The sequence below is a fragment of the Stutzerimonas stutzeri KOS6 genome (genome assembly GCF_000307775.2).
Lineage (GTDB): Bacteria > Pseudomonadota > Gammaproteobacteria > Pseudomonadales > Pseudomonadaceae > Stutzerimonas > Stutzerimonas stutzeri_B.
Genome location: NZ_KK020675.1, coordinates 648,310 through 672,376, shown reverse-complemented (window position 1 = coordinate 672,376; position 24,067 = coordinate 648,310). Strand labels below are relative to the sequence as shown.

The 24,067-nt window shown below is 63.9% G+C and carries 22 protein-coding genes; 12 read left to right on the top strand and 10 right to left on the bottom strand.

The features are described 5' to 3' along the window. Positions 1–83: 83 nt before the first annotated feature. A complete protein-coding gene (locus tag B597_RS27090; RefSeq protein WP_003295845.1) occupies positions 84–1,202 on the bottom strand; it encodes a branched-chain amino acid ABC transporter substrate-binding protein in 1,119 nt (372 codons plus the stop codon). Positions 1,203–1,402: 200 nt separating this feature from the next. Here B597_RS27090 and B597_RS27085 point away from each other — a divergent pair, with 200 nt between their 5' ends. Next, on the top strand, positions 1,403–1,720 hold the full coding sequence (locus B597_RS27085) for a DUF2288 domain-containing protein (RefSeq protein WP_003295843.1): 318 nt from the start codon (positions 1,403–1,405) through the stop codon (positions 1,718–1,720). Positions 1,721–1,784: 64 nt separating this feature from the next. Here B597_RS27085 and B597_RS27080 read toward each other — a convergent pair whose 3' ends face one another. The 7 genes from B597_RS27080 to B597_RS27050 form a co-directional block, all read right to left on the bottom strand. Next, positions 1,785–3,350, bottom strand: a complete 1,566-nt coding sequence (locus tag B597_RS27080; protein WP_003295842.1) for a M48 family metallopeptidase — start codon at positions 3,348–3,350, stop codon at positions 1,785–1,787. A 4-nt stretch (positions 3,351–3,354) separates the two neighbouring features. Then, positions 3,355–3,720 (bottom strand): hypothetical protein, encoded by a 366-nt coding sequence (locus B597_RS27075; protein ID WP_003295841.1) that lies wholly within the window; start codon positions 3,718–3,720, stop codon positions 3,355–3,357. Continuing rightward, the gene (locus B597_RS27070; RefSeq protein ID WP_003295839.1) at positions 3,705–5,009 is read right to left on the bottom strand and encodes a CHASE2 domain-containing protein; all 1,305 of its coding nucleotides are present in this window, start codon (positions 5,007–5,009) and stop codon (positions 3,705–3,707) included. The genes B597_RS27075 and B597_RS27070 overlap by 16 nt, the downstream gene beginning before the upstream one ends. An 84-nt stretch (positions 5,010–5,093) precedes the next feature. Then, complete coding sequence (phnE, locus tag B597_RS27065; RefSeq protein WP_003295838.1) at positions 5,094–5,861, bottom strand: phosphonate ABC transporter, permease protein PhnE; 768 nt, start codon at positions 5,859–5,861, stop codon at positions 5,094–5,096. Further along, positions 5,858–6,691 carry a PhnE/PtxC family ABC transporter permease gene (locus B597_RS27060; protein ID WP_003295837.1) on the bottom strand — a complete coding sequence of 278 codons (834 nt, stop codon included), beginning with the start codon at positions 6,689–6,691 and terminating at the stop codon, positions 5,858–5,860. Before B597_RS27060 ends, phnE begins: the two co-directional genes overlap by 4 nt. Then, on the bottom strand, positions 6,685–7,539 hold the full coding sequence (locus B597_RS27055; RefSeq protein ID WP_024161671.1) for a phosphonate ABC transporter ATP-binding protein: 855 nt from the start codon (positions 7,537–7,539) through the stop codon (positions 6,685–6,687). Before B597_RS27055 ends, B597_RS27060 begins: the two co-directional genes overlap by 7 nt. Positions 7,540–7,558: 19 nt before the next feature. After that, complete coding sequence (locus B597_RS27050) at positions 7,559–8,410, bottom strand: putative selenate ABC transporter substrate-binding protein (RefSeq protein WP_003295836.1); 852 nt, start codon at positions 8,408–8,410, stop codon at positions 7,559–7,561. Between the two features lie 538 nt (positions 8,411–8,948). Here B597_RS27050 and B597_RS27040 point away from each other — a divergent pair. The 5 genes from B597_RS27040 (at position 8,949) to B597_RS27020 (ending at position 14,515) form a co-directional block, all read left to right on the top strand. Next, complete coding sequence (locus B597_RS27040; RefSeq protein ID WP_024161669.1) at positions 8,949–9,836, top strand: NAD(P)-dependent oxidoreductase; 888 nt, start codon at positions 8,949–8,951, stop codon at positions 9,834–9,836. Further along, positions 9,833–10,642, top strand: coding sequence for a hydroxypyruvate isomerase family protein (locus B597_RS27035; RefSeq protein ID WP_003295833.1), 810 nt, complete (start codon positions 9,833–9,835; stop codon positions 10,640–10,642). Before B597_RS27040 ends, B597_RS27035 begins: the two co-directional genes overlap by 4 nt. 93 nt (positions 10,643–10,735) lie before the next feature. After that, positions 10,736–12,082: a spinster family MFS transporter gene (locus B597_RS27030; protein ID WP_024161668.1), complete on the top strand. Its 1,347-nt coding sequence runs from the start codon at positions 10,736–10,738 to the stop codon at positions 12,080–12,082. Positions 12,083–12,222: 140 nt separating this feature from the next. Further along, a complete protein-coding gene (locus B597_RS27025) occupies positions 12,223–13,488 on the top strand; it encodes an Hsp70 family protein (RefSeq protein ID WP_003295830.1) in 1,266 nt (421 codons plus the stop codon). Positions 13,489–13,606: 118 nt separating this feature from the next. Further along, entirely contained in the window at positions 13,607–14,515 is a 909-nt protein-coding gene (locus tag B597_RS27020) for a CHAD domain-containing protein (protein ID WP_003295829.1), read from the top strand. 615 nt (positions 14,516–15,130) lie between these two features. Here B597_RS27020 and rapA read toward each other — a convergent pair. Further along, positions 15,131–17,980, bottom strand: coding sequence for an RNA polymerase-associated protein RapA (gene rapA, locus B597_RS27015; protein ID WP_024161667.1), 2,850 nt, complete (start codon positions 17,978–17,980; stop codon positions 15,131–15,133). A gap of 142 nt (positions 17,981–18,122) precedes the next feature. On the opposite strand from rapA, the gene B597_RS27010 reads away from it, so the two are divergent. The 4 genes from B597_RS27010 (at position 18,123) to ccoM (ending at position 19,556) form a co-directional block, all read left to right on the top strand. Next, positions 18,123–18,419, top strand: a complete 297-nt coding sequence (locus tag B597_RS27010) for a hypothetical protein (protein ID WP_003295824.1) — start codon at positions 18,123–18,125, stop codon at positions 18,417–18,419. Next, positions 18,406–19,038 (top strand): alpha-ketoglutarate-dependent dioxygenase AlkB family protein, encoded by a 633-nt coding sequence (locus tag B597_RS27005; protein WP_024161666.1) that lies wholly within the window; start codon positions 18,406–18,408, stop codon positions 19,036–19,038. Before B597_RS27010 ends, B597_RS27005 begins: the two co-directional genes overlap by 14 nt. Further along, positions 19,035–19,196 (top strand): hypothetical protein, encoded by a 162-nt coding sequence (locus B597_RS47265; RefSeq protein WP_003295822.1) that lies wholly within the window; start codon positions 19,035–19,037, stop codon positions 19,194–19,196. Before B597_RS27005 ends, B597_RS47265 begins: the two co-directional genes overlap by 4 nt. 249 nt (positions 19,197–19,445) lie before the next feature. After that, positions 19,446–19,556: a cytochrome c oxidase subunit CcoM gene (gene ccoM, locus B597_RS47900; RefSeq protein WP_003295820.1), complete on the top strand. Its 111-nt coding sequence runs from the start codon at positions 19,446–19,448 to the stop codon at positions 19,554–19,556. A gap of 111 nt (positions 19,557–19,667) precedes the next feature. On the opposite strand, the gene B597_RS26995 is transcribed toward ccoM, so the two are convergent. Next, positions 19,668–20,138 (bottom strand): MaoC family dehydratase, encoded by a 471-nt coding sequence (locus B597_RS26995; protein WP_003295818.1) that lies wholly within the window; start codon positions 20,136–20,138, stop codon positions 19,668–19,670. Between the two features lie 276 nt (positions 20,139–20,414). Between B597_RS26995 and fadD2 the strand changes: the two genes are divergently transcribed. Both fadD2 and fadD1 read left to right on the top strand, forming a co-directional pair. After that, positions 20,415–22,103 carry a long-chain-fatty-acid--CoA ligase FadD2 gene (gene fadD2, locus B597_RS26990; protein WP_003295817.1) on the top strand — a complete coding sequence of 563 codons (1,689 nt, stop codon included), beginning with the start codon at positions 20,415–20,417 and terminating at the stop codon, positions 22,101–22,103. Positions 22,104–22,328: 225 nt separating this feature from the next. Then, positions 22,329–24,020: a long-chain-fatty-acid--CoA ligase FadD1 gene (fadD1, locus tag B597_RS26985; RefSeq protein ID WP_003295816.1), complete on the top strand. Its 1,692-nt coding sequence runs from the start codon at positions 22,329–22,331 to the stop codon at positions 24,018–24,020. Positions 24,021–24,067: the final 47 nt, after the last annotated feature.

The window sequence follows — 24,067 nt, the reverse complement described above, 5'->3', positions numbered from 1 at the left end:
AGGCGACCCGATGCTTGTGGCGGGGCCGCCCCGCTAAAACAAAGCCCACAAGCGAGTGTGGGCTTTGCGAGGCTGATGAAAAATTACTTGGCTTCGGTCTTGGTGCCGTCCTGGTGCCATTCGTAGACGACGAAGTTGAAGTTCTTCAGGTCGCCCTTTTCGTCGAACTCAAGCATGCCGGTCGGGGTATCGAAGCTGTTGCTGCGCAGCGCTTCGGCGACCTTGTCGGTGTCGGTGCTGCCGGCTTTCTCGATGCCTTCGGCGATGACCTGAACAGCGGCGTAGGCCGGGAACACGAACGGGCCGCTCGGGTCCTGCTTCTTGGCCTTGAACGCATCAACCAGTTCCTTGTTGCGCGGATCCTGGTCGAACGACTTGGGCAGCGTCACGTACATGCCTTCGGAAGCCGGGCCGGCGATGGCGGAGATTTCCGAGTTGCCGACGCCTTCCGGACCCATGAAGCGTACGTTCAGGCCCTTTTCCTTGGATTGACGCAGCAGCAGGCCCAGCTCCGGGTGGTAGCCACCGTAGTAGATGAAGTCCACGCCTTCGCGCTTGAGCTTGGCAATCAACGAGGAGAAGTCCTTGTCGCCGGCATTGATGCCTTCGAACAGGCCGACCTTGATGTTCTTGCTTTCCAGAGTCTGCTTGACAGCGGTGGCGATGCCTTCGCCGTACTGCTGCTTGTCGTGGATGACCGCGACATTCTTCGGCTTGACGTGGTCGGCAATGAAGTTGCCGGCGGTCGGGCCCTGCAGGCTGTCCAGGCCGATGGTGCGGAACACCAGTTCATAGCCGCGCGAGGTGATGTCCGGGCTGGTGGAAGCCGCGGTGATCATCAGGATGCCTTCGTCTTCATAGATGTCGGACGCCGGCTGCGTGGAGCTGGAGCAGAGGTGCCCAACCACGAACTGGACCTCGTCGTTGACGATCTTGTTGGCTACCGCCACGGCCTGCTTGGGATCGCAGGCGTCGTCGTAGCGTACGCCCTCCAGTTGCTGGCCGTTCACTCCGCCGGCCTTGTTGATCTGCTCGATGGCCATCTCGGCCCCGATGAACTGCATGTCCCCGTACTGCGCCACCGGCCCGGTTACCGGCCCTGCCAATCCGATGCGGATGGTATCGGCGGCCAGGCTGTAGCTGGCTGCGCCGGTCAGTGCCATTGCCAGGAAAATTTTCGAAAGACGCTGCTTGGTCTTCATAAGTGCTCCACTTGCATCGTTATTGTTTGAATCCTGCGGGCCGGAGTGCCATTAAGAGGCGAACGCCCCCGAAACGCTCCGGCAACTGTACCGGCACAGTGTAGAAGTGTCTTCACCGTTTGCACAGCCGGCAGATTCAACCGTTTGATGGGAATCAGGGCGCGCGTATCATTGCACCCTTTTAGTACCTGGTGAGTCCCATGGCCGACGACGCAAGCACTCTTTATGCCAAGCTGCTGGGCGAGACAGCAGCGATCACCTGGCAGGAATTGCAGCCGTTCTTTGCCCGCGGTGCCTTGCTGCACGTCTGTCCTGAGGCCGACCTCGTCGAGGTCGCGCTTGCCGTCGCCCAGGACGACCAGCCCAAGGTCGCAGCCTGGTTGACCGGCGGGCAGCTGTCGAAGATGCCCGCCACCCAGGCAGAGGACTGGCTGGAGCGCGACCCGGACCTATGGGCCGTGGTGGTCGCACCCTGGGTGCTGGTGCAGGAGCGCAGCGGCAAGCCTGCATTGCACTGAAACGGGGCGTCTGGCTGCGGCGGGCTCTCGGTCAGCCCCGCATCCGGCGCTGCCGAGCCTTGGGTCAACCGATCTTCTTGCAGATATCCTTACGGTTTGGCATCTGCTTGCACTTTTCGCCAAGAGTCTGCAGCTCGCTGTCGTTCTGTTTGAGCTTGTTGGCGAGCATTTTCTCGACTATGAACTGCTCCTGCGAGCCCAGATGACGTTCGGCCTGATCGATGGCTGCAAGCGCCGAATCTGCATTGCCATTGTTCAGGTGATAGTGAACCAGCTGTTCGTAGACCTCCGGGCCCGCCAGCGACCAGTCGTTGATGGCGTTCAGCTGCGCCAGGGCCCGGCGGCTGTCACCGGTTGCCATGTGCACATTGAAGAGGCTCCTGCGAATGCCCGGCTGGTTCGCCACCGGCGACTTGAGCGCTCGTTCGGCCAGGGTTCGTGCATCCTTCAGCTTCTTCTGACTCAAGGCCTCATTTGCACCGTAGGCGTTCTTGTAGGCCTCCAGCGAGGACTTCACGCTCGGGTTGTTTCGGATGCTGCGCCAAGTCCGCTTGTTCACCCGGTTGTAGCGCTGTGAATCATACTCGCGCTGCAGGTACTGGCGCAGGTCGTCGTCGCGGCGCTGGGCCGACATGTGCGAGCGGGTGAAATGCTGACCGACGGCACTCACGGTCGTCATCAGCCCCTGATTGACGAAGGTATTGATCTCCTGGGAGAGGCCGTTCAGGTCGAGGCGCTGCAGCGAAGCCTGCATGGCGCTCCGGCGGGCCTGGATGAAACCCGCGAGAACGGGTTCCTGCTTGCCCTGGAAGTCGCTCAGGCGCTGCAAGCTGTGGCTGGCGCCGCGGGGCGCGTAGCCGGCCTTGATCAGTAAGTCGGTTCCGAGCAGGTCGGCCTGGTCTTCCTGCGCTCGGCCCCACGCCGTATTCCAAACGTTATCGGAAAAGGTATTGGCGAGCGCGGTGTAGAGCATCGTGTCGCCGATGACCTTCTGCGTAGCCTGTGGGTCGCGGCTGACGACCTTCAGTTGCGAGGTGCTCCGGTCCAGGCGAGAGTCGGCGACCATCGTTGCGACTACCGCGGTACTGGCGATGTTGCTCAGCAGCTCGCGCTGCTCGTTGAAGGCTTGCCGGCGGTCGTGATGGCGCAACAGGACGTGGCTCATCTCATGGGCCAGCATCGAGGCGATTTCATCCTCGCTTTCCACGCTTTCCAGCATGCCCAAGGGGACATACAGGTTTCCGTAGGGATCGGCCGATGGTCCGAAGGCGTAGCTGTCGATGATTTTCACCTGCAACGTTGGCGATTCGCCCGGCCAGCCTTTGCTCAGGCGCCCGACAATGCCTTGCAGGTAGCTCTGCAGGGCGGGAATCAGCACCACGTTCTGCTGGCGGATTTCGTTGGCTGGCAGGCTACGGCCGTCGTAGCTCAGACGCAGGCTTTGGTTGCGCTGCGGATCGAGCCTGAAGTAGGCGCGAACTTCCTGCTGTTCCAGATATTTGCCCTGGAAGCCACTTTGCGTGCTCTTGCCTGCAAGGTTGACCAGCGCATCAGGCGCCCCTTTGAGCGTGGCGCAGCCACCTAGGCCGGTCAGCAGTACCGCGAGCGTCAGCGCGGCTGGCTTGCGCAATATGTCAGTTCTTCGCACAGCCGGCTCCGTAGCCAATGGTGGACAGATTGGTCGCGCTTTCTGCGCGGGCCCTGGGCAGCGCTGCACAGGGCATGGGGACGGTCTTGCCCTGGCTCAGGCGAACGTCGACGCCGTCCAGCCAGACCAGTTGGCCGGCGACCTCGACTTGCACCAGTTCGAGGTCATCGTTCCATTGCCGTGCGAGCAGAGGCGTGGCCGGCAATTCGGCTTGCGACACCTTCTTCTGCAGACGGCCTTGTTCATCGAGCAGTGCGATTGGGTCGCTGGTGTACTCCTCCACGGTCAGTTCGGTGGCGTGGCTGATGCCACCGAACAGCAGGGCGAAGAGCAGGACTAGGGGTTTGCGCATGATGACTCCTTTCGTGTGCAGGCAGGGTTGTGAGGCGTGCATTCCGGTTTTTTCGGCATCAGCAGGCCGATCAGTAACAGCAGGCCGAGGATGTTCACCGGCGTGACGCGCAGTTGGTAAAGCAGCCCGCTGAGCATGAGCAGTCCGATCGCCGCGCCGAGCGCAACCGTCAGGCGACATCTCGGGGACAGGCCTGCGCGGGTGGACTCGAACCAGAGGAGAGCGAGAATGAAGGCGACTTCGAGCAGGTCGAGTACGTCGATGTCGGTGCCGAAGAGCTGCGCTGGTGCAGCGATGTAGTCCTGGCCGTACTGGATCAGGTTATCCAGCGCCATGGCATGGGCATATACGCCCGGCAGCTTGCCGTGAACGGGCGAGCTGACGAGATCCTCGGCCGAGTTGATGGAGGCTCCGACCAGTACCAGGCGGTCGCCAAGCAGCTCGCGCAACAACGCCCGCTCCTGCGGCACTGTGGTGGCCAGGGCACTGGCTGTGATGGTCAGGTGGTACGGGCAGAGTGCTTCGGCAGGCGCGTTGATCCGCCAGAACACCGCCTGAGCGAGCCGTGCGAGAACCTCTTGCCAGAAACCGGGCGCTGTGGCGCATTGGCTTACATCGCTCACCCGTCTCTGTTCTGACGCGGGGTCTCGACCCCATTGCAGAGCCATCGGCGGATGCTCTGCGGCTTTTTGCGGCGTGTTTGGAAGCGGCGCGCAGCCGTGTTGCGCGCAATAGCTGCGGTACAGCGCGAAGGCCGCGCTGTCCATCCATCCGTAAGCGGTTTCGGCTGCCAGCGGGTATTGATCGCCATAGCCGCTCCAGCTCACCAATGCAGGCTGGCTTACGTTGGCGAAGGCTGGCAGGACATTTGATTCGGTGGCACCGGAGTTGGCGAGATACAAGGGGACGTCGGCGGCCCGATAGCGCTCGAACACATTGGCCAGTAGCTGACTGCTGTCGTTGCTGCGGCCACGGGAGTGGTCGTAGCTGTACATCAGGTCCACCATGACTGCGGCCGGGCGATAGGCCAGCAACTGGCGGAAAAGCTTGCTCTGTTCGCTATAGGGCAGCGGCCAGTGGCTTTGCCGCTCGCGCAAGAACGCATCGTCGATGATCACTACGGCAATTTGCCGTCTGGCGCTGTCGGCATAGCTGTTTGCCTGCAATTGATTGAGCAGGCGGGAAGAGGCGACATCGGTGGCTGTGGTCAGGCCGAAGGGATCGAGCAGGATCGCAAGTAGCGCGAGTGGGGTTCGCAGCGTAGCTATCTTTTGTAGTAAAGCCGGCACCCAATCTTCCCTGATGATCTCAAAGTGTCATCACGGATAGTCAGTGAACTACCTTACAAATGTCAACGTTACCGGTTGCGCCGGTCAGCCCCGCACCCAGCGCTGTCGAGCCCAGGCGCTGAGGCTGTCGACCGCCAGTACCATCAGCAGCATGGCAAGAATCACGGTCGAGGCCTGGGCCTCCTGAAACAGGCTGAGACTCATGTAGAGCATCTGGCCCAGACCACCGGCCCCGACGAAACCTAGCACGCTGGCCATGCGGATGTTGTTTTCCCAGCGATACAGCGTGTAGGCCACCAGTTGCGGCCAGAGGGTCGGCAGGGTGCCGTAGCAGAACGCGGCGATGCGTCCGCTGCCGGCCAGGCGCAGCGCTTCACCAGGTGGTGCCGGCGTGTTCTCCAGCGCTTCGGCGAACAGCCGGCCAAGCACTCCGGCGGTATGCAGGGCCAGCGCCAGCGTGCCGGCGTTCGGCCCCAGTCCGGCGGCCAGCACCATCAGTGCCGCCCAAACCAGTTCCGGTATCGCTCGCAGGGCATTGAGAAGCAGTCGGGAGGCCGCCTGTGGCAGCAGCCCGCAGCGCCCGGCAGCCGGTAGCGCCAGCAGCAAGCCGCAGAGCGCGGCGAGCAGGGTGCCGACGGCCGACATGGCCAGGGTTTCCAGCGTGCCCTGGCCGATGGCCCGCAGGTGTGCAGGCGAAAGGTCGGGCGCGAGAAAGCCAGAGGCATAAGCGGCCATCTGCCCGACGCCTTGGCGACTGAACAGCGCGGCACTTTCCAGTTGCAGGAAGGCAAAGGCTGCCACTGTCGCAGCGACCAGTCCGAGGGGAATCAGCAGGCGCGACAGCAGTTTCATGCGAACCTCCAGCGCAGCAGCCGACTCAGCAGGTCGGCCAGCAGCACCAGCGCGAGGAACGTCAGCAGCATGCTGGCGACTTCGCCACCGGCGAACATGCGCATCGACAGGTCCATCTGCTGGCCCAGGCCGCCGGCACCGACGAAACCCATCACTACCGATGCACGAACCGCGCACTCCCAGCGATAGACGGAATAGGACAGCATTTCGCCGGTGGCCTGCGGCAGCACCCCATAGAGGAATGCCTGAATCCGTGATGCACCGGCGCCGAGTAGCGCGCGGGCAGGCAGTGGATCCACCGACTCGAAGATCTCCGCATAGACCTTGCCGAGCATGCCGGCATAGGTGATGGCGATGGCCAGTACGCCGGCGGTCGGGCCCAGGCCCACGGCACGCACGAACAGCAGCGCCCAGACGATTTCCGGGATGCTGCGCAACACGATCAGCAGGCCACGAACCGGCCAGCGCAGCGCCTGCGCCCACCAGGCCGGGCGGCCACTGCGGCCGAGCGCCGAGAGCGACAATGCGCGGGTGGCGAGCAGGGCGCAGGGGATCGCGACGGCCAGCGCCAGCGCCATGCCGGCGGTGGCAATGGCGAGCGTTTCCAGCGTCGCCTGCCAGAGCAGGCGGAGAAACTCGCCGCTGTGCTCCGGTGGCCAGAAGGCCGCGACGAAGGTACCCATGGTATCGGCGTTGCTACCGTCGAACAGCACGCCGAGATCCAGCTCGCTCAGCTTCAGTCCGGGCCAGAGCAGCGCCACGGCCAACAGCGTCAGCAGCAAGCGGGAAGTGGCGGCGGGGTCGCGCAGCGGCATGCTGGAGTTCAGCATCGCGGGATGTTCAGCTGGGCGGTGTGCCTTGGCGGTGGCGCGGGCGAGCGATCGAGCTGTTCGTTGCTGTACAGGGCGTCCAGTTCGGCGGGGCTGACCGCGGCGGCGGGCTTGTCGAACAGGATGCGGCCATCACGCACGCCAACGATGCGGGGAAAATGCTCCAGCGCGAGCTCCACCGCATGCAGGCTGGCCAGCAGCGTGGCGTTGCGGTGCCGGGCTTCGCGGCTGAGCACGCCGAGGGTATGGCTGGCCAGGACCGGGTCCATGGCCGAGACGGGCTCGTCGGCGAGGATCAGCTCCGGTTGCTGATAAAGCACCCGCGCGATGCCGATGCGCTGCAGCTGGCCACCGGATAGCTGGTCGCAGCGCATGTACAGCTTGTCGGCCAGATCCAGCCGCCCGAGCGCATCGGCGGCGCCCCCACGATCCAGCGGATAGAGCAGGCTGAGCAGGCTCCTGGACAGTGACCATCGGCCCAGGCGGCCGGCCAGCACCGCGCTGATGACCCGTTGCCGTGGCGGCAGCGGGGGCGCTTGATGGATCAGCCCGATGCGGCTGCGCAGGCGCTGGCGGGCCGCGGCCGAGAGCGCCCAGGGCTGTTGGCCGAGAATGTCGAGTTTGCCCTGGTCGGGTCTGAGCGCGGTGGCCAGCAGGCGCAGCAGCGTGGTCTTGCCCGCCCCGGACGGCCCGATGATGGCGACCCGTTCGCCTTGTGCGATCTGCAGATCGATGCCGCGCAATGCAGCCTGCCCGCCCGCATGGGTGTGCCCCACGCCGACCAGTTGCAGTGCGGCGCTGCAGCCGGCCGCGCCGTTCCTCGGTGCCTGCAACGTCTGCGTGCTCATGAGCGGGGCGGGCAAGCCATCACTTGAGCAGTCCGGCTGCACGTGCCGCTTCCTCGATGCTGGTATAGTTTTCCGGCTTGGTTTCGATGAAGCGGCTGGCGGCCTGCAGATCGAGAATGGCCTTGTGCTCGGGATTGGCCGGGTCGAGGGCCAGGAACGCCGCCTTGATCTTCTCGACCAGCGCCGGATCGAGGTTGCCGCGCACCGTCCAGTTGTAGTCGTAGTACGGCGGAGTGGTGGAAATCACGCGGACCTTGGCAGTATCGACCTTGCCGGCCGCGACCAGCTTGTCCCAGACCGAGGCGTTGAGCACGCCGGCATCGGCCTTGCCTGCCTCGACCCAGGCGGCGGTGGCGTCGTGGGCGCCGGAGTAGGCAATGCGTTTGAAGAATTTTTCCGGCTCGATGCCGTCCTCGAGCATGAAGTAGCGCGGCATCAGGCTGCCGGAGGTCGAGGATACGGAGCCGAAAGCGAAGGTCTTGCCCTTCAGGTCCGCCAGGGACTGCACGTCGGGGTCGGCCGTAATGAACTTGCTGGTGAACTGTTCGTCCTGCTCACGCTGCACCAGCGGAATCGCATTGCCGGTCTTCAGACGGGTCTGGACGAAGGTGAAACCGCCCAGCCAGGCAAGGTCGAGGCGATCCGCGGCCAGCGATTCGACGACGGCGGCATAGTCCGAAACCGGGGTGAACTTCACCGGCATGCCCAGTTGCTGCTCCAGATATTCGCCGAGAGGCTTGAACTTGCGGATCAGCTCGGTGGGGGCTTCATCGGGGATGGCAGAAACCCGCAGGATTTCGGCGGCATGGACGGTGGCAATAGACAGGGACAGGGCAAGGCCGGCAACGGCTGCCAGGGTGCGCTTCAGCATTGAGGTTCTCCGGTTCAATAGCGGAAAAAAGCGTGCGGATTATAGAGCCTGTGGGGCGTGCCACGCCAAGCGAAAGCTCGGTCCGCGGCTCGGTTGCTCGCGGGGCAAGAAATACCGGCCGGCGCGACGAACTTTTTCCGGCACCCAGACCTAAGGATCTGTAGTGGCCGAATATCACCAAAGTGCCACCGGCGTGCCAAGGATACGAATGTGAAGTGCGATAAGCGGCGTCGAACGACTATGGTCTGGGCAGATGGTCATTCATTCAGGGAGGTGGCACGGATCGAGGCCGGTGCAACGGATTCCACGCGCCCTCGCGCAGTGCCTTTCAGCGAGAAGGTATTCGTCGAGGCTCGCCTGGCCGTGGTTCTCCTGGGACCATTGCTCATCGACCTTCCCCAGAACTAGAGGCCGGTAGACAGGCAGCCTCGGCGCCGGCAGCAGCGCGTCCAGTCCCACCGCATCAGTTGGTACCTCGCATGGCCGTCGACCGCGGTGCGGCGCTAGAATCAGCGCCTCGTTCATCAAGGAGCCGCCCATGTCCGATCTGCCATCTCTCGCCTTCGCCGGTATCGGCCTGATGGGTTTGCCAATGTGCCGACGCCTGCTGGCCGCAGGCTACCGGCTGGCCGTGTGGAATCGTTCACCGGAGAAGTGCCAGCCGCTGGCCGAACTCGGCGCCAAAGTGGTGGCGACCCCCGCCGGGCTCTGTGCCGAGGCGGATATCGTGCTGCTGTGCCTGGCCGACACCACGGCGGTCCGCGACGTGTTATTCGGCGAGGCCGGAATCGCAGAGGGCGGCAAGGCCGGCAAGTTGCTGGTCGATCATTCCAGCCTCGAGCCGACCGCGACGCGCGACATGGCCGCGGAACTGGAGTTTCGCAGTGGCATGCGCTGGGTTGATGCACCGGTATCCGGCGGCACCGCTGGCGCGGAGGCTGGCAGCCTGGTGATCATGGCCGGCGGCCGCGGCGAGGATGTCGAACGGGTTCGGCCGATCCTGATGAACCTCGGTCAGCGCCTCACGCACATGGGGGATGTTGGCGCGGGGCAGGTGACCAAGGTCTGCAATCAGATGATCGTGGCCTGCAATGCGCTGGTGATCGCCGAAGTGGTGGCACTGGCCGAGCGTGCCGGGGTCGACGCCAGCCTGCTGGCACCCGCCCTGGCTGGCGGATTCGCCGACTCCCGGCCGCTGCAGATTCTCGCGCCGCAGATGGCGGCGAGCGAGTTCGAACCGGTGAAATGGCACGTGCGCACCCTGCTCAAGGATCTGGATACCGCGGTGAAGCTGTCCCGCGAGCAGGGCTCGGCGACTCCGCTCAGCGGGTTGGCCGCGCAGTTGATGCGCCTGCATGGCAGCCAGGGCAACCTCGAGCGCGATCCGGCCACCCTGGTGCAGATGTATCGGGAGGACGATCTGTGAAAATCGCCGCCAACCTGTCGCTGCTGTTCACCGAGCTTCCGCTTGCCGAGCGCGTCCTGGCCGCCCGTACGGCCGGCTTCGATGGCGTGGAGATCCAGTTCCCCTATGAGCTGCCGGCCATTCGCCTGAGGGAACAGCTCGCGCGTGCCGGCCTGCCGCTCGTGCTGATCAACCTGCCGGCCGGCGACCTCATGCAGGGCGGGCCGGGTCTGGCGGCGGTGCCGGATCGGCAGGAAGCTTTCGACGCGGCTCTGCAGGAGGCGCTGACCTATGCGCTTATGGTCCGCCCAGCCTGCGTGAACGTGCTGCCAGGGCGCCTCGCCGAGGGCGTCGAGCGTGAGCTGGCACTTGAGACGCTCGAGCACAATCTGTGGAAGACCGCCGATGCCTTCGACATGCTCGGCATTCGGGTGCTCTGCGAAGCCATCAACCCGCACGATATGCCGGGCTTCCTGATCAACAGCGCGGCGGAGCTCAAGGCACTGCTGGAACGGGTCGACCATCCCAACTGCCAGGCGCAGCTGGACTTCTACCACGTGGCGCGACAGGAGCTGGACGTGCCGAGCTGCATCGCGCAGCTGGCCGGCCGTATCGGCCATGTTCAGTTTGCCGACTGCCCTGGAAGAGGTGCGCCAGGCAGCGGTGAGCTGGACTTCGCAGCGGCGCTGCGGGCATTGCAGGCGAGCGGCTACCAGGGCTGGCTCGGTGCCGAGTACCGCCCGGGCGAAGCGGGTACTCAGGCCAGCCTGGGCTGGCTGGCCGAGTGGCGCGCCGGCTTAGCCATCGTGCGGCATAAGCCGGGTTGATGTTCGGAGACAGGAGCGGGTACAGACTCTAGAGTCATCGTCGAGTCCCGGCTGGTCTGCGGCCGGAATATAAGAACAATCGAGACCGACGTCATGCAGCCTTCCACCCAAGCATCCAACGCCTGGCGCGTGCTGTTTCTGCTGTTCCTGGCGAACCTGTTCAATTTCTTCGACCGTACCATCCCGGCGATCATCGGCGAGCCGATCCGCCTGGAGTGGAATCTCAACGACTTCCAGCTCGGCCTGATCGGCACCGCGTTCACCATCGTCTATGCCATCGCCGGCGTGCCGCTGGGGCGCATGGCGGACCTCGGCTCACGGCGCAAGATAATGGGCTGGGGGCTGACGGTCTGGAGCGGCCTGACGGCAGTCAACGGGCTGGCCTGGAACTTCTGGAGCTTCCTGCTGGTGCGCATGGGCATCGGCATCGGCGAGGCCAGCTACGCGCCGGCTGCCAACTCGTTGATCGGCGACCTGTTCCCGGCACACAAGCGGGCGCGGGCGATGGGCATCTTCATGCTGGGGCTGCCCCTGGGCCTGCTGCTGGCGTTCTTTACCATCGGTGCCATGGTCGAGGCGTTCGGTAGCTGGCGTGCGCCATTCTTCATCGCGGCAGTGCCGGGGCTGGTGCTGGCGCTGTTCATCTTCCTGATCAAGGAGCCCCGGCGCGGAGCCGCGGAAACCGTCAAGGTATCGCAGGAGCCGGTGCAGAAGCCGATCCGCAAGGTATTGGCGATACGCACCTTCTGGTGGCTGGTGCTAGCCGGGCTGGCCTTCAACTTCGCGACCTATGCCTGCAATGCCTTCATGGTGCCGCTCTTGATGCGCTATCACGGAGTTTCCCTGGTGAGCGCGTCGGTCGCGACCGGCGTTATCGTCGGTCTGACAGGGCTGATCGGCCTGACGCTGGGCGGCTGGGTCGCTGACCGTATTCACCAGCGCTTCGCCCGGGGCCGATTGCTCTTCGCGGCGGTGAGCATGCTGGTCGCCACCCTCGCGACCGGCTATGCATTGCTGGCCGGGCGCATCGAGATCGGTGTGTTCGTCGCGATATTCAGCATCGGTTGGCTGTTCTCCTACAACTTCTATACCTGTGTCTATACGGCCATTCAGGACGTAGTCGAACCGCGCCTGCGGGCCACCGCCATGGCACTGTTCTTCGCCGGGCTTTATCTGCTCGGGGGGGGCATGGGCACGGTGGTGGTGGGGCTGCTTTCGGACCATTTCGCCGAAGCCGCGATGCTTGCCGCAGGTGCCAGCGAAATGGCCGAGGCCTTCCGTGCCGAGGGCCTGCACGGGGCGATGTACCTGATACCGGCATCGCTGCTGCTGACCATGCTGTTCCTGTTCCAGGCATCGCGCACCTTCTGTCGGGATTCACAACGAATGACCGCGGGAATGGCGACCGATGCGTCCGGGGCGGAAGCCGTGCCTGCCTGATTCGGCGCTGCGTCAGGGGTTTTTGCCCGGCCCTGTGGATGGCCGGGCATTTTTTTGATGGGCGGAGGCTCATCGACCTGCATCCGCAGCCGGCCTCCTTTACACTGCGCGGCCGTTTTTTCGGCAGCCCGGTACGCACCATGCAAAATGCTTCTCCCGCCCGCGCCTGCGGCATCGACTTCGGCACCTCCAACTCCACGGTTGGCTGGTGGCGGCCCGGCATCGATCCGCTGATCGCGCTGGAAGGCGCGCAGCCGACATTGCCCTCGGTGGTGTTCTTCAATCTCGAAGAGCGTCGACCGGTTTACGGCCGCCAGGCCCTCGGCGAATACCTGGAGGGCTACGAGGGGCGCCTGATGCGTTCGCTCAAGAGCCTGCTGGGTTCCAAGCTGCTGAAAAGCGAAACCACCGTGCTCGGCAGCGCCATGCCGTTCAAGGAGATCCTCGGGCTGTTCCTTGGCACCCTCAAGCAGCGCGCCGAGACGGCTGCCGGACGGCCGTTCGAGGAGGTCGTCCTGGGCCGGCCGGTATTCTTCGTCGATGACGATTGCCAGGCCGATCGCGAGGCGGCCGATACCCTCGCCGCTGCCGCGCGCAAGATCGGCTTCAGGGAGGTGTCGTTCCAGTACGAGCCGATCGCCGCGGCATTTGACTACGAGTCGCGCATCCAACAGGAAGAGCGGGTGCTGATCGTCGATATCGGCGGCGGTACGTCAGACTTCTCGCTGGTGCGCCTGTCGCCCGAACGGCGAGCCGTCGAGGACCGCCAGGCCGACATCCTCGCCACCGGCGGCGTGCATATCGGCGGTACCGATTTCGACAAGCAGCTCAGTCTGCAGGGCGTGATGCCGCTGTTCGGCTATGGCAGCCGGATGAAGAGTGAGGCGCCGATGCCCACTAGCACCCATCTCAACCTGGCCACCTGGCACACCATCAATGCGGTCTACGCGCCGGCCTCGCAGCGGGCGCTGCAGAGCATGCGCTATGACATCGTCGACCCAACCGGCATCGACCGCCTGTTCCGCCTGATCGAACAGCGCGCCGGGCACTGGCTGGCGATGCAGGTGGAGCAGGGCAAGATCGAGCTGACCGAGCAGCAACGCTTCGCCATCGATTTCCAGCGCATCGAGCCGGACCTGCGTGTCGAGCTGACCCGGCAGGGCTTCGAGGACGCCATTGCCTCGTTGCTCGAGCGCATCGGTGGCAGCATCGGTCAATTGCTGGTGGATGCCGGGGTGCGACCCGATGAGGTCGACACGGTGTTCTTTACTGGCGGCTCGAGTGCGATTCCGGCGTTGCGCGAGAGTGTCGCTGGCCTGCTGCCACGCGCGCGACATGTAGAGGGCAACCGTTTCGGCAGCATTGGCAGCGGATTGGCGATCGAAGCGCGCAAGCGCTACGGTTGAACGGGGCCTCGCCGTCACTCGCTGACACATAATTTTGCCTTTTTGGGCCAACGCTGGCTCGGCATGCGGGTCCCAGTACAGCTGCTTCAGCGGACCATCCTTAGGGAGGAGACCCATCATGGCTTACCGAATACGTCCTGCACGCAATGCCTCCAAGGAGGTGCGCAAGGCCGCTCTGCAACGCATCGACAAGGCGATCCAGTCGCTCGGGGTCGAGCCGGCCGAACGGGCGCAGGGCGTCCATGAGGCGCGCAAGCGCTTCAAGGAGTTGCGCGCCTTGCTGCGCCTGCTGCGTGAGCCTTTGGGGACGCGTTTCACGCTCGACAACCGCCGGCTGCGCGACATGGGCAGGCGTCTGGCCGAGTCACGCGATGCTGCGGCCATGCTGGAAAGCTGGGACGCGTTGGCGCGGACTGACCAGGCGCTGTTCGGCAGCGAGTCGTTGCAGCAGGTCCGTGGGCGGTTGCAGCAACGTGCGGCGCCGGACGGCGAGGTGCATGCCGGCTTCGAGGCTGAAATTGTGCAGGTGCTGGACGAGCTGCGCACGCTGACCCAGGACCTGCAGCAGTGGAAACTGCCAGGCAAGGGCTTTGGGCTGCTGGCCGGTGGGCTGCGGCGTACCTACACCGATGGTGTGCGGGATCTGGCACGTGCGCAAGAGGATGGCTCGGACGAGTTGCTGCACGAGTGGCGCAAACGGGTTAAGGATCACTGGTATCACTGCCTGTTGCTGTCCCCCTGCTGGCCGGACGCCCTGGAAAGCCGAGCGGAGCAACTCAAGCAGGTTGCCGATGCCCTGGGCGACGACCACGACCTGGCGATGATGCTGCAACTGATGCAGCGCGAGCCGGATATGTTCGGTGCGCTACAAATCCGTGAAGGGCTGCAGCGCTGTATCGAGCAGCGCCGCGGGCAATTGCAGCAGCGTGCATTGCGCCACGGTCGTCGGCTGTATGCCGAGTCGCCGAAAGCGCTGGTGGCGCGTATCGAGGCCTACTGGCGCATCGCTCGCGCCGAGCGAGGCTGAACGGCACCCGCTGTTTGGACGCGGTGTGTGGCGCGATGTTTTCTAACTTCTGGCAGGCCTGCGGCCTGCATCGCCGCGGGGTCGCGCCTGCCACTGGTTTGGTCTCTCACTGGTTTAGTGTGCACCGGCTGTTTCGTGGGAGGCCCGCCCACGGGGCGATGGTCTCAGGTATCAGCGGGAGTTGGTTGGGCTGGGGCGCGCAAGCGCCTGGCGAGTTCTGCAGCAGTCCGGGACGATGATTCCGGGACATCGGGCGGGCCTGCGGCCTGCATCGCCGCGGGGGCGCGCCTGCCACTGGTTTGGTGTGCACCGGCTGTTTTGTGGGAGGCCCGCCCTCGGGGCGATGGTCTCAGGTATCAGCGGAGTTGGTTGGGCTGGGGCGCGCAAGCGCCTGGCGAGTTCTGCAGCAGTCCGGGACGATGATTCCGGGACATCGGGCGGGCGTGCGGCCTGCATCGCCGCGAGGGCGCGCCTGCCACTGGTTTGGTCTCTCACCGGTGTGGTGTGCACTGGCTGTTTCGTGGGAGGCCCGCCCTCGGGGCGATGGTCTCAGGTATCAGCGGGAGTTGGTTGGGGTGAGGCGTTCAACCCCGGCGGCCCCAACCAACCTGCACGTCAGCCGGCGACCAGCACTCGTATCGCTTCCAGGCGCAAGGCCGCTTTTTCCAGCGCTGCCAGACCCTCTTCACGCTGCTCGCGCAGGGCTACGATCTCGCTGTCGCGCACGCTGGGGTTGACGGCCTGCAAGGCCACCAGGCGGGCAAGCTCCTCGTCCAGCCCCGCCTTGAGCTTGCGCTGGGCTTCGGCGACGCGCGTGGCATGGCGTGGCGCGATCTTGGCCTCGGCGGCGGCGATCTGCGTGGCCAGTATGTCGCGCTGGGCCTGGACGAACTTGTTGGCGCTGGCCCGTGGCACGCTTTCCAGCTGATCATTGAGCGTATCGAAGGCCACCTTCGAGGCCAGGTCGTTGCCGTTGCCGTCGAGCAGGCAGCGTAGCGCCAGCGGCGGCAGGAAGCGGCTCAGCTGCAGCGCGCGCGGTGCCACCACTTCGCTGACGAACAGCAGTTCGAGCAGCACGGTGCCCGGCTTGAGCGCCTTGTTCTTGATCAGCGCCACCGCGGTGTTGCCCATCGAACCGGACAGCACCAGATCCATGCCGCCCTGCACCATGGGGTGTTCCCAAGTGAGGAACTGCATGTCCTCGCGGGCCAGCGCCTGCTCGCGGTCGTAGGTGATGGTCACCGCCTCGTCGTCGCCCAGAGGGAAGCTGGCATCCAGCATCTTTTCGCTGGGGCGCAGCACCAGGGCGTTTTCGGAGTGGTCTTCGCTGTCGATGCCGAAGGCGTCGAACAACTGTTCCATGTAGATCGGCAGGGCGAACTGGTCGTCCTGTTCCTCGATGGCTTCTACCAGTGCCTTGCCCTGTTCGCCACCACCGGAGTTGAGCTCCAGCAGGCGATCGCGGCCGCTGTGCAGTTCGGCCTCCAGGCGTTCACGCTCGGCACGGGCCTCGTCGATCAGCAACTGATAGGCCTCGTCGTCGCCTTCTTCCAGCTGCGCCAGCAGGCGCGGGCCGAAACGATGCTGCAGCGCGTTGCCGGTCGGGCAGGTATTGAGGAAAGCGTTCAGCGCCTGGTGGTACCACTTGAACAGGCGTTCCTGCGGGCTGGTTTCCAGGTAGGGCACGTGCAGCTGGATGGTGTGCTGCTGGCCGATCCGGTCGAGGCGGCCGATGCGCTGTTCCAGCAGGTCCGGATGCGCCGGCAGGTCGAACAGCACCAGATGGTGGCTGAACTGGAAGTTGCGGCCTTCACTGCCGATTTCCGAACAGATCAGCACCTGCGCGCCGAACTCCTCGTCAGCGAAGTAGGCGGCGGCACGGTCGCGCTCGAGGATGCTCATGCCTTCGTGGAACACCGTGGCCGGGATGCCGGAACGCACGCGCAGGGCGTCTTCCAGATCCAGCGCGGTCTCGGCGTGGGCGCAAATCACCAGCACCTTGTATTTCTTCAGCATCTTCAGGGTGTCGATCAGCCACTCGACACGCGGGTCGAACTGCCACCAGCGATTGCTCGCTTCGCCGTCGTCCTGCTGGCTCTGGAAGGCCACCTCCGGATACAGCTCGGCGTGTTCGCCCAGCGGCAATTCCAGGTATTCGGCCGGGCAAGGCAGCGGATAGGGATGCAACTGGCGCTCGGGAAAGCCCTGCACGGCCGCGCGGGTATTGCGGAACAGCAGGCGGCCGGTGCCGTGACGGTCCAGCAGCTCACGAATCAGGCGGCTGCTGGCTTCGATGTCGCCATCGGTGGCAGCGCTGAGCAGCGCCTCGCCTTCAGCGCCGAGGAACGCGTGAATGGTCTGGTGCGCCTGTTGCGACAGGCGGCCCTCGTCGAGCAGTTCCTGCACGGCTTCGGCTACCGGCTGGTAGCTGGAGCTTTCTGCGCGGAAGGCGTCGAGGTCGTGGAAGCGATTGGGATCGAGCAGGCGCAGACGGGCGAAGTGGCTGTCCAGGCCGAGCTGTTCCGGGGTCGCGGTAAGCAGCAATACGCCGGGAATCACTTCGGCCAACTGCTCGACCAGCTTGTATTCGGTGCTCGCGCCCTCCGGGTGCCAGACCAGGTGATGCGCCTCGTCCACCACCAGCAGGTCCCAGCCTGCGGCGAAGGCGGCGTCCTGGGCTCGTTCGTCCGCCTTGAGCCACTCCAGCGACACCAGTGCCAGCTGCGTGTCTTCGAACGGGTTGCTGGCATCGCTCTCGATGAAGCGTTCGGCATCGAACAGCGCGACTTCCAGGTTGAAGCGGCGGCGCATTTCCACCAGCCACTGGTGCTGAAGGTTTTCCGGTACCAGGATCAGGACCCGGCTGGCACGACCGGAAAGCAGTTGGCGATGGATGACCAGGCCGGCCTCGATGGTCTTGCCCAGGCCCACTTCGTCGGCCAGCAGCACGCGGGGGGCGATGCGGTCAGCGACTTCCTTGGCGATGTGCAACTGATGGGCGATCGGCTGCGCGCGCGCACCGCCCAAGCCCCACAGCGAGGACTGCAACTGGGCGCTCTGGTGCTGCAGGGTGTGGTAGCGCAGGCTGAACCAGGCCAGTGGATCGATCTGCCCGGCGAACAGGCGATCGCTGGCCAGGCGGAACTGGATAAAGTTCGACAGCTGGGTTTCCGGCAGGGTGCGGGCTTCGTTCTGCGCGGTGAGGCCGTGATAGACCAGCAGGCCGTCGACGTCATCGACTTCGCGCACGGTCATCTTCCAGCCTTCGAAGTGAGTGATTTCATCGCCTGGAACGAAGCGCACGCGGGTCAGCGGCGCACTGCGCGCGGCATACTGGCGGGTTTCGCCGGTGGCAGGGTAGAGCACGGTGAGCATTCGCCCATCCTGGGTCAGGATGGTTCCGAGGCCGAGTTCCGCCTCGCTGTCGCTGATCCAGCGTTGCCCCGGTAGATACTGCTGCGCCATGCTGCCTCCCGCTGTGAAAAAGCCGGCTATGGTAACGGAACGTCGCGGCGAGAGCGATGACCGATGCCGGCCCGATCGAAGTGTAGCGGCCTGCTAAAGTGATCGGTGCCCGGCCGATCAAGCGTTCATCAGGGGAACGAGCATGCTGCCACCTATTCCAACAGGCGTTATCCAGGTCAATGCCCAGCAGGACGTGGTCAAGCCGCGCCCGGAAATCGCGCCGGTGGCACCCGTGCAGCCCAGCTCGGGCGAAAGCTCGGTGACCCTTGATCGGCGGCATCCGCAAGAGAGCGCCGAGATGCTGCGTGACCAGCAGCGGCGCCGACAGCGTCGCGGTTACACCCCGGAAGAACTGGCGGCAGGCGAGACCGACGAGCAGGATCAGGCGGACCTTGAAGAGCTGCCCCGCCAGGGGCTGTGGGTCGATGTCGAGGTCTGATACGTTTGCCGCGGCCCTGGGTCTCGAGCCTGTGATCGATCTGCCGGATGCGCAGCTGGACTACCGGGCGTGCTGGATCGATCGCGACACCGCCGACGCCTGGCTGCAGGAGCTGACCGACGCCACGCCCTGGTCGCAACCCGAAATACGCATCTACGGACGCCAGGTCGCGGTGCCGCGGTTGCTGGCCTGGTACGGAGAGCCGGAAGCGGATTATCGTTATTCCGGCCTGCGGCACGAACCACTGGCCTGGACGCCGCTGCTGCGCCAGATTCGCCAACGCCTGGAGAACGACACCGGGTACCGCTTCAACGGCGTGTTGCTCAACCTGTACCGCGATGGGCGTGATGCCATGGGCTGGCATAGCGACGACGAAGCCGAACTGGGCGTTGACCCTATCGTCGCGTCGCTCAGCCTGGGCGCCGAGCGACGTTTCGATCTGCACCGCAAGGGCAGCAGCCGGATCGGCCACTCGCTGGTGTTGGCACATGGCTCGCTGCTGGTCATGGGCGGCGCAACACAGCATCATTGGCAGCATCAGATCGCGCGTACCAGCAAGGTACTGCGGCCGCGCCTCAACCTGACCTTTCGCCTGATCCGGCCGAGAACGACCTCATGAGCAGTGACGAGAAACTGATCGACTTCAGCGCCGAGCGTGCCCGGCGCATCCATGATCTCAACGACAAGCGACTCGAGGATATGCGCAAGACCTTCGAACATGTCCTGCCGCTTGGCAAACCGAAGAAGAAGAGCAAGCGCCCCTCGAAGAAGCGTTAGTCGACTCCTGCGGCCTCCCTTCATATCCATTCGCTATTGAACGACTGCGCCTGCTGCAGCGTTCGCATTCCTGCGCGCCGCTTCGGGCCGAATTACCCTCCGTTACCCCTGTTTTCTTGATCTGGATCAGTCGTTTTGCGCGCCTGCCGTCTGCATCTTGCGGCCATTGACTCGGGTCAATTTTTTCCCGCAGTTCCAGGTTTACCTTGCACCCATCGAACAGCGAATCAGGTTTCGGAGGTAGGTCTCATGTTTGTCGATGATGTGGTGCTCGCAGGGGTGGTCACGGTCGGCCTGATGGTCGCCTTCCTCGGAGGCTTCGGATATTTCATCTGGCGGGACTCGCACAAGAAGCGCTGAGTTCGTCAGGTTCAAAGAGCACGCAAGGCATTTAGGCGACCCCTGGTCGCCTTTTTTTTGCTCTTTTTTCATGCCTGGAAAACCCGCGTCTGGCGACGCGGGTTATGACGGTCAGCCGATGCTGATCGGCGGCAGTTCCTTCAGTTCGACGGTTTCCTGCTTGCGTGGTGCGAGCACTTCCGCTTCGCCGTCAACCACCAGTTCGTCGTTCTGGTTGAATACGCGGGTAGCGATGCGTACGCGATTCTTCGGCAGCTTCTCGAGAATTTCCAGGCGCACCGTGAGCCTGTCGTTGATCTTCACCGGGCGGGTGAATTTCATCGTCTGCCCGAGGTAGATGGTGCCTGGGCCGGGCATGGTGCAAGCCACGGCAGCGCTGATCAGGGCGCCGCTGAACATGCCGTGGGCGATACGCTCCTTGAACAGGGTGCCAGCAGCGAATTCGGCATCCAGATGGACCGGGTTCCGATCGCCGGACATGGCGGCGAACAGCTGGATGTCTCTTTCCTCGACATGTTTTTCGAAGCTCGCTTGCTGGCCGACTTCCAGTTCCGCGTAGGGCGTATTGCTGATGGTGCTCATGGACTGTCCTCAGGGCTGGGGCGGCGCGCTGCATTTTGCGACCGACCGATCGAATCAGGTTGGGCGCGATCCGCCAAGGTGGCTTGCTTGCGCGCTGGCGGTGCATTCTAGAGCCATGCCCGGCACTTGTCCTGACCCGTGCCAGTCATTGCCGTGATGAAAGATTCACGTCGTTGATTTATGCAGCCCGGGCTGTTGCGCGGTGATACCGAACTGCTAAGTTCGCGACAGCCCCTAGCGTGGGCCAGACACTCTCAGGTAACGAGGCCAATAACAATGCAGCCTGAATTCTGGAATGACAAACGCCCTGCGGGCGTGCCGAATGATATCGATCTGGACACCTATCGCTCTGTCGTGGAGGTGTTCGAGCGCGCCTGCAAGACCCACGCGGACCGACCGGCGTTCAGCAACATGGGCGTCACGCTCAACTATTCCGACCTGGATCGTTATTCGGCCGCCTTCGCCGGCTGGCTCCAGGCCCGCACCGATCTGCAGCCGGGTGACCGCATTGCGATCCAGATGCCCAACCTGCTGCAATACCCCATTGCCGTCTTCGGCGCATTGCGCGCCGGGCTCGTCGTGGTCAATACCAACCCGCTCTACACCGCGCGGGAAATGCGCCACCAGTTCCAGGATTCCGGCGCGCGGGCGCTGGTTTACCTCAATACGTTCGGCAATCACGTCGAGGAGGTGCTGCCCGATACGACAATCGAGCATCTGATCGAAGTACGGATCGGTGACATGTTGCCGTCGCTGAAGGGTGCGCTGGTCAATGCGGCGGTCAAGCACCTGAAGAAGATGGTGCCCGATTACAACCTGCCCCATGCCGTTTCCTTCAAGTCAGTGCTGCGTGACGGGACTCGCCATAATCACAAGCCTGTGGCGCTGGAGCTCGATCACGTCGCCGTGTTGCAGTACACCGGCGGCACCACCGGCGTCGCCAAGGGCGCGATGCTGACCCACGGCAACCTGGTGGCGAACATGCAGCAGGTGCGGGCCAACATGCAGCAGCTCGACGAGCACGGGCACCCGGTGATTCGCGAGGGGCAGGAAGTGATGATTGCGCCGTTGCCGCTCTATCACATCTACGCGTTCACGGTTAACTGCATGTGCATGATGGTCACCGGCAATCACAACGTGCTGATCACCAATCCGCGCGACATCGACGGCTTCGTGAAGGAGCTGCAGCGCTGGCAGTTTTCCGGCTTCCTCGGCCTCAACACGCTGTTCGTGGCGCTGATGGCGCATCCGCAGTTCAATAGGATCGATTTCTCCCGTCTCAAGGGCACCAATTCGGGAGGCACCGCACTGGTTTCGGCGGTTGCCGAGCGTTGGAAGAGCATGACCGGCTGTACGGTCGTCGAGGGCTACGGCCTGACCGAGACGTCGCCTGTCGTCTGCGCCAATCCCCACGGTGAGCATTCGCGTCTCGGCACCGTAGGGCTTCCGGTCCCCGGTACCGTGGTGAAGGTCATCGACGATGAGGGCAATGCGCTGCCGCTCGGCGAGCGTGGCGAGCTGTGCGTAAAAGGTCCGCAGGTGATGAAGGGATACTGGCAGCGGCCCGAGGCCACGGCTGAGGTGCTGGACGAGGAGGGCTGGTTGAAGACAGGCGACATCGCGGTGATCGACGAAGATGGGTTCGTTCGTATCGTCGACCGCAAGAAGGACCTGATCATCGTTTCCGGCTTCAACGTCTACCCGAACGAAATCGAAGACGTGGTGATGGCGCATCCCAAGGTCGCCAGCTGCGCGGCGATCGGCGTGGCGGACGAGAAGTCCGGTGAGGCGGTCAAGCTGTTCGTGGTGCCGAGCGACGCCACGCTGACCCAGGCCGAGCTGCAAGCCTATTGCAAGGAGAATTTCACCGGCTACAAGATGCCGAGACACTATGTATTCCGGGAATCGCTGCCGATGACCCCGGTGGGCAAGATCCTGCGTCGCGAGCTGCGCGACATGGCTTGAGGCGGCGCCCGGGGTAGCCGGGTGCAAGGATATCGAGCAGTGACCGAAGAATTGGTTTCGGTCACTTTGTGTCGTATTACGACGTGTTGGACTCTATTCGCTCCGCAGCAAAGCTGCTAACCTCGGGAACGCTTTTTACCCGAATAGCGGTACAAAAGTTAACAAATCACAACAAAACAGCTGCCATCGCGCAGAGATAAAGCTGTCGCTTAGGAGTGGGGTTTCATGACCGATAACTTCTGGAAGGATAAGTATCCGGTTGGGGTTTCCAGCGAGATCGATCCCGACGAGTACCAGAACATTCAAGCTGTGCTCAAGCAGTCCTGCGAGCGCTTCGCGGACAAGCCGGCCTTCAGCAGCCTCGGCAAGACCCTGACCTACGGTGAGCTGTACAAGCTGTCCGGCGACTTCGCCGCCTACTTGCAGCAGAACACCGATCTTCAACCCGGCGATCGCATCGCCGTGCAACTGCCCAACCTGATTCAGTACCCCATCGTGGTGTTCGGTGCCATGCGCGCCGGGCTCATCGTGGTCAATACCAACCCGCTATATACCGCGCGGGAGATGGAGCACCAGTTCAACGACGCTGGCGCCAAGGCGCTGGTCTGCCTGGCCAACATGGCGCACCTGGCCGAGGAAGTGCTGCCCAGGACCGGCATCAGGCACGTGATCATCACCGAAGTCGCCGACATGCTGCCGCCGCTCAAGCGGATGCTGGTCAATGCCGTGGTCAAGCATGTGAAGAAGATGGTGCCGGCGTACAACCTGCCGAAAGCGGTCAAGCTCAACGATGCCCTCGCGCTGGGCCGTGGCAAGGCTGTACGTGAGGCGTCGCCCGGCAGCGATGAAGTCGCCGTGCTGCAGTACACCGGCGGTACCACCGGCGTCGCCAAGGGCGCCATGCTGACCCACCGCAACATCGTCGCCAACATGCTGCAGTGCAAGGCGCTGATGGGCTCGAACCTCAATGATGGCAGCGAGGTGCTGATCGCGCCCTTGCCGCTCTACCACATCTACGCCTTCACCTTTCATTGCATGGCGATGATGCTCAGTGGCAACCACAACATCCTGATCTCCAATCCGCGTGACCTGCCGGCGATGATCAAGGACCTGTCCAGGTATCGCTTCAGCGGCTTCGTCGGGCTCAACACCCTGTTCGTCGCGCTGTGCAACAGCGAGGACTTCCGCAAGCTGGATTTCTCGGCGCTCAAGGTCACCCTGTCCGGCGGCATGGCGCTGCAACTGGCCACGGCGGAGCGCTGGAAGCAGGTCACCGGCTGCGCGATCTGCGAAGGCTACGGATTGACCGAAACCAGCCCGGTGGCTTCGGTCAATCCGATCGAGCACATCCAGCTCGGTACCATCGGCATCCCGGTTCCGTCGACGCAGTTCAAGGTCATCAACGACGACGGCCAGGATCTGGCGCAGGGCGAGATCGGCGAACTGTGCATCAAGGGTCCACAGGTCATGAAGGGCTATTGGCAGCGGCCGGAGGCCACTGCCGAGGTGATCGACGCCGAAGGCTGGTTCAAGACCGGCGACATCGGCGTGGTCCAGGCGGATGGCTACATCCGCATCGTCGACCGCAAGAAGGACATGATTCTGGTGTCCGGCTTCAACGTCTATCCCAACGAGCTGGAAGACGTGCTGGCCAGCCTGCCGGGCGTCTTGCAATGTGCTGCCATCGGTATCCCTGACGAGAAGTCCGGCGAGGCGATCAAGCTGTTCGTGGTGGTCAAGCCGGGCGAGAGCCTGACCAGAGAGCAGGTGATGCAGCATATGCATGACAACCTGACCGGTTACAAACGGCCGAAAGCCGTGGAGTTCCGCGACAGCCTGCCGACCACCAACGTCGGCAAGATCCTGCGCCGCGAGCTGCGCGACGAGGAACTGCGCAAGCTCGGTCACAAACAATAGGTCGCGCATATTTGCGATGTAGAAGCCCTGCTTGCAGGCGCTGCGCC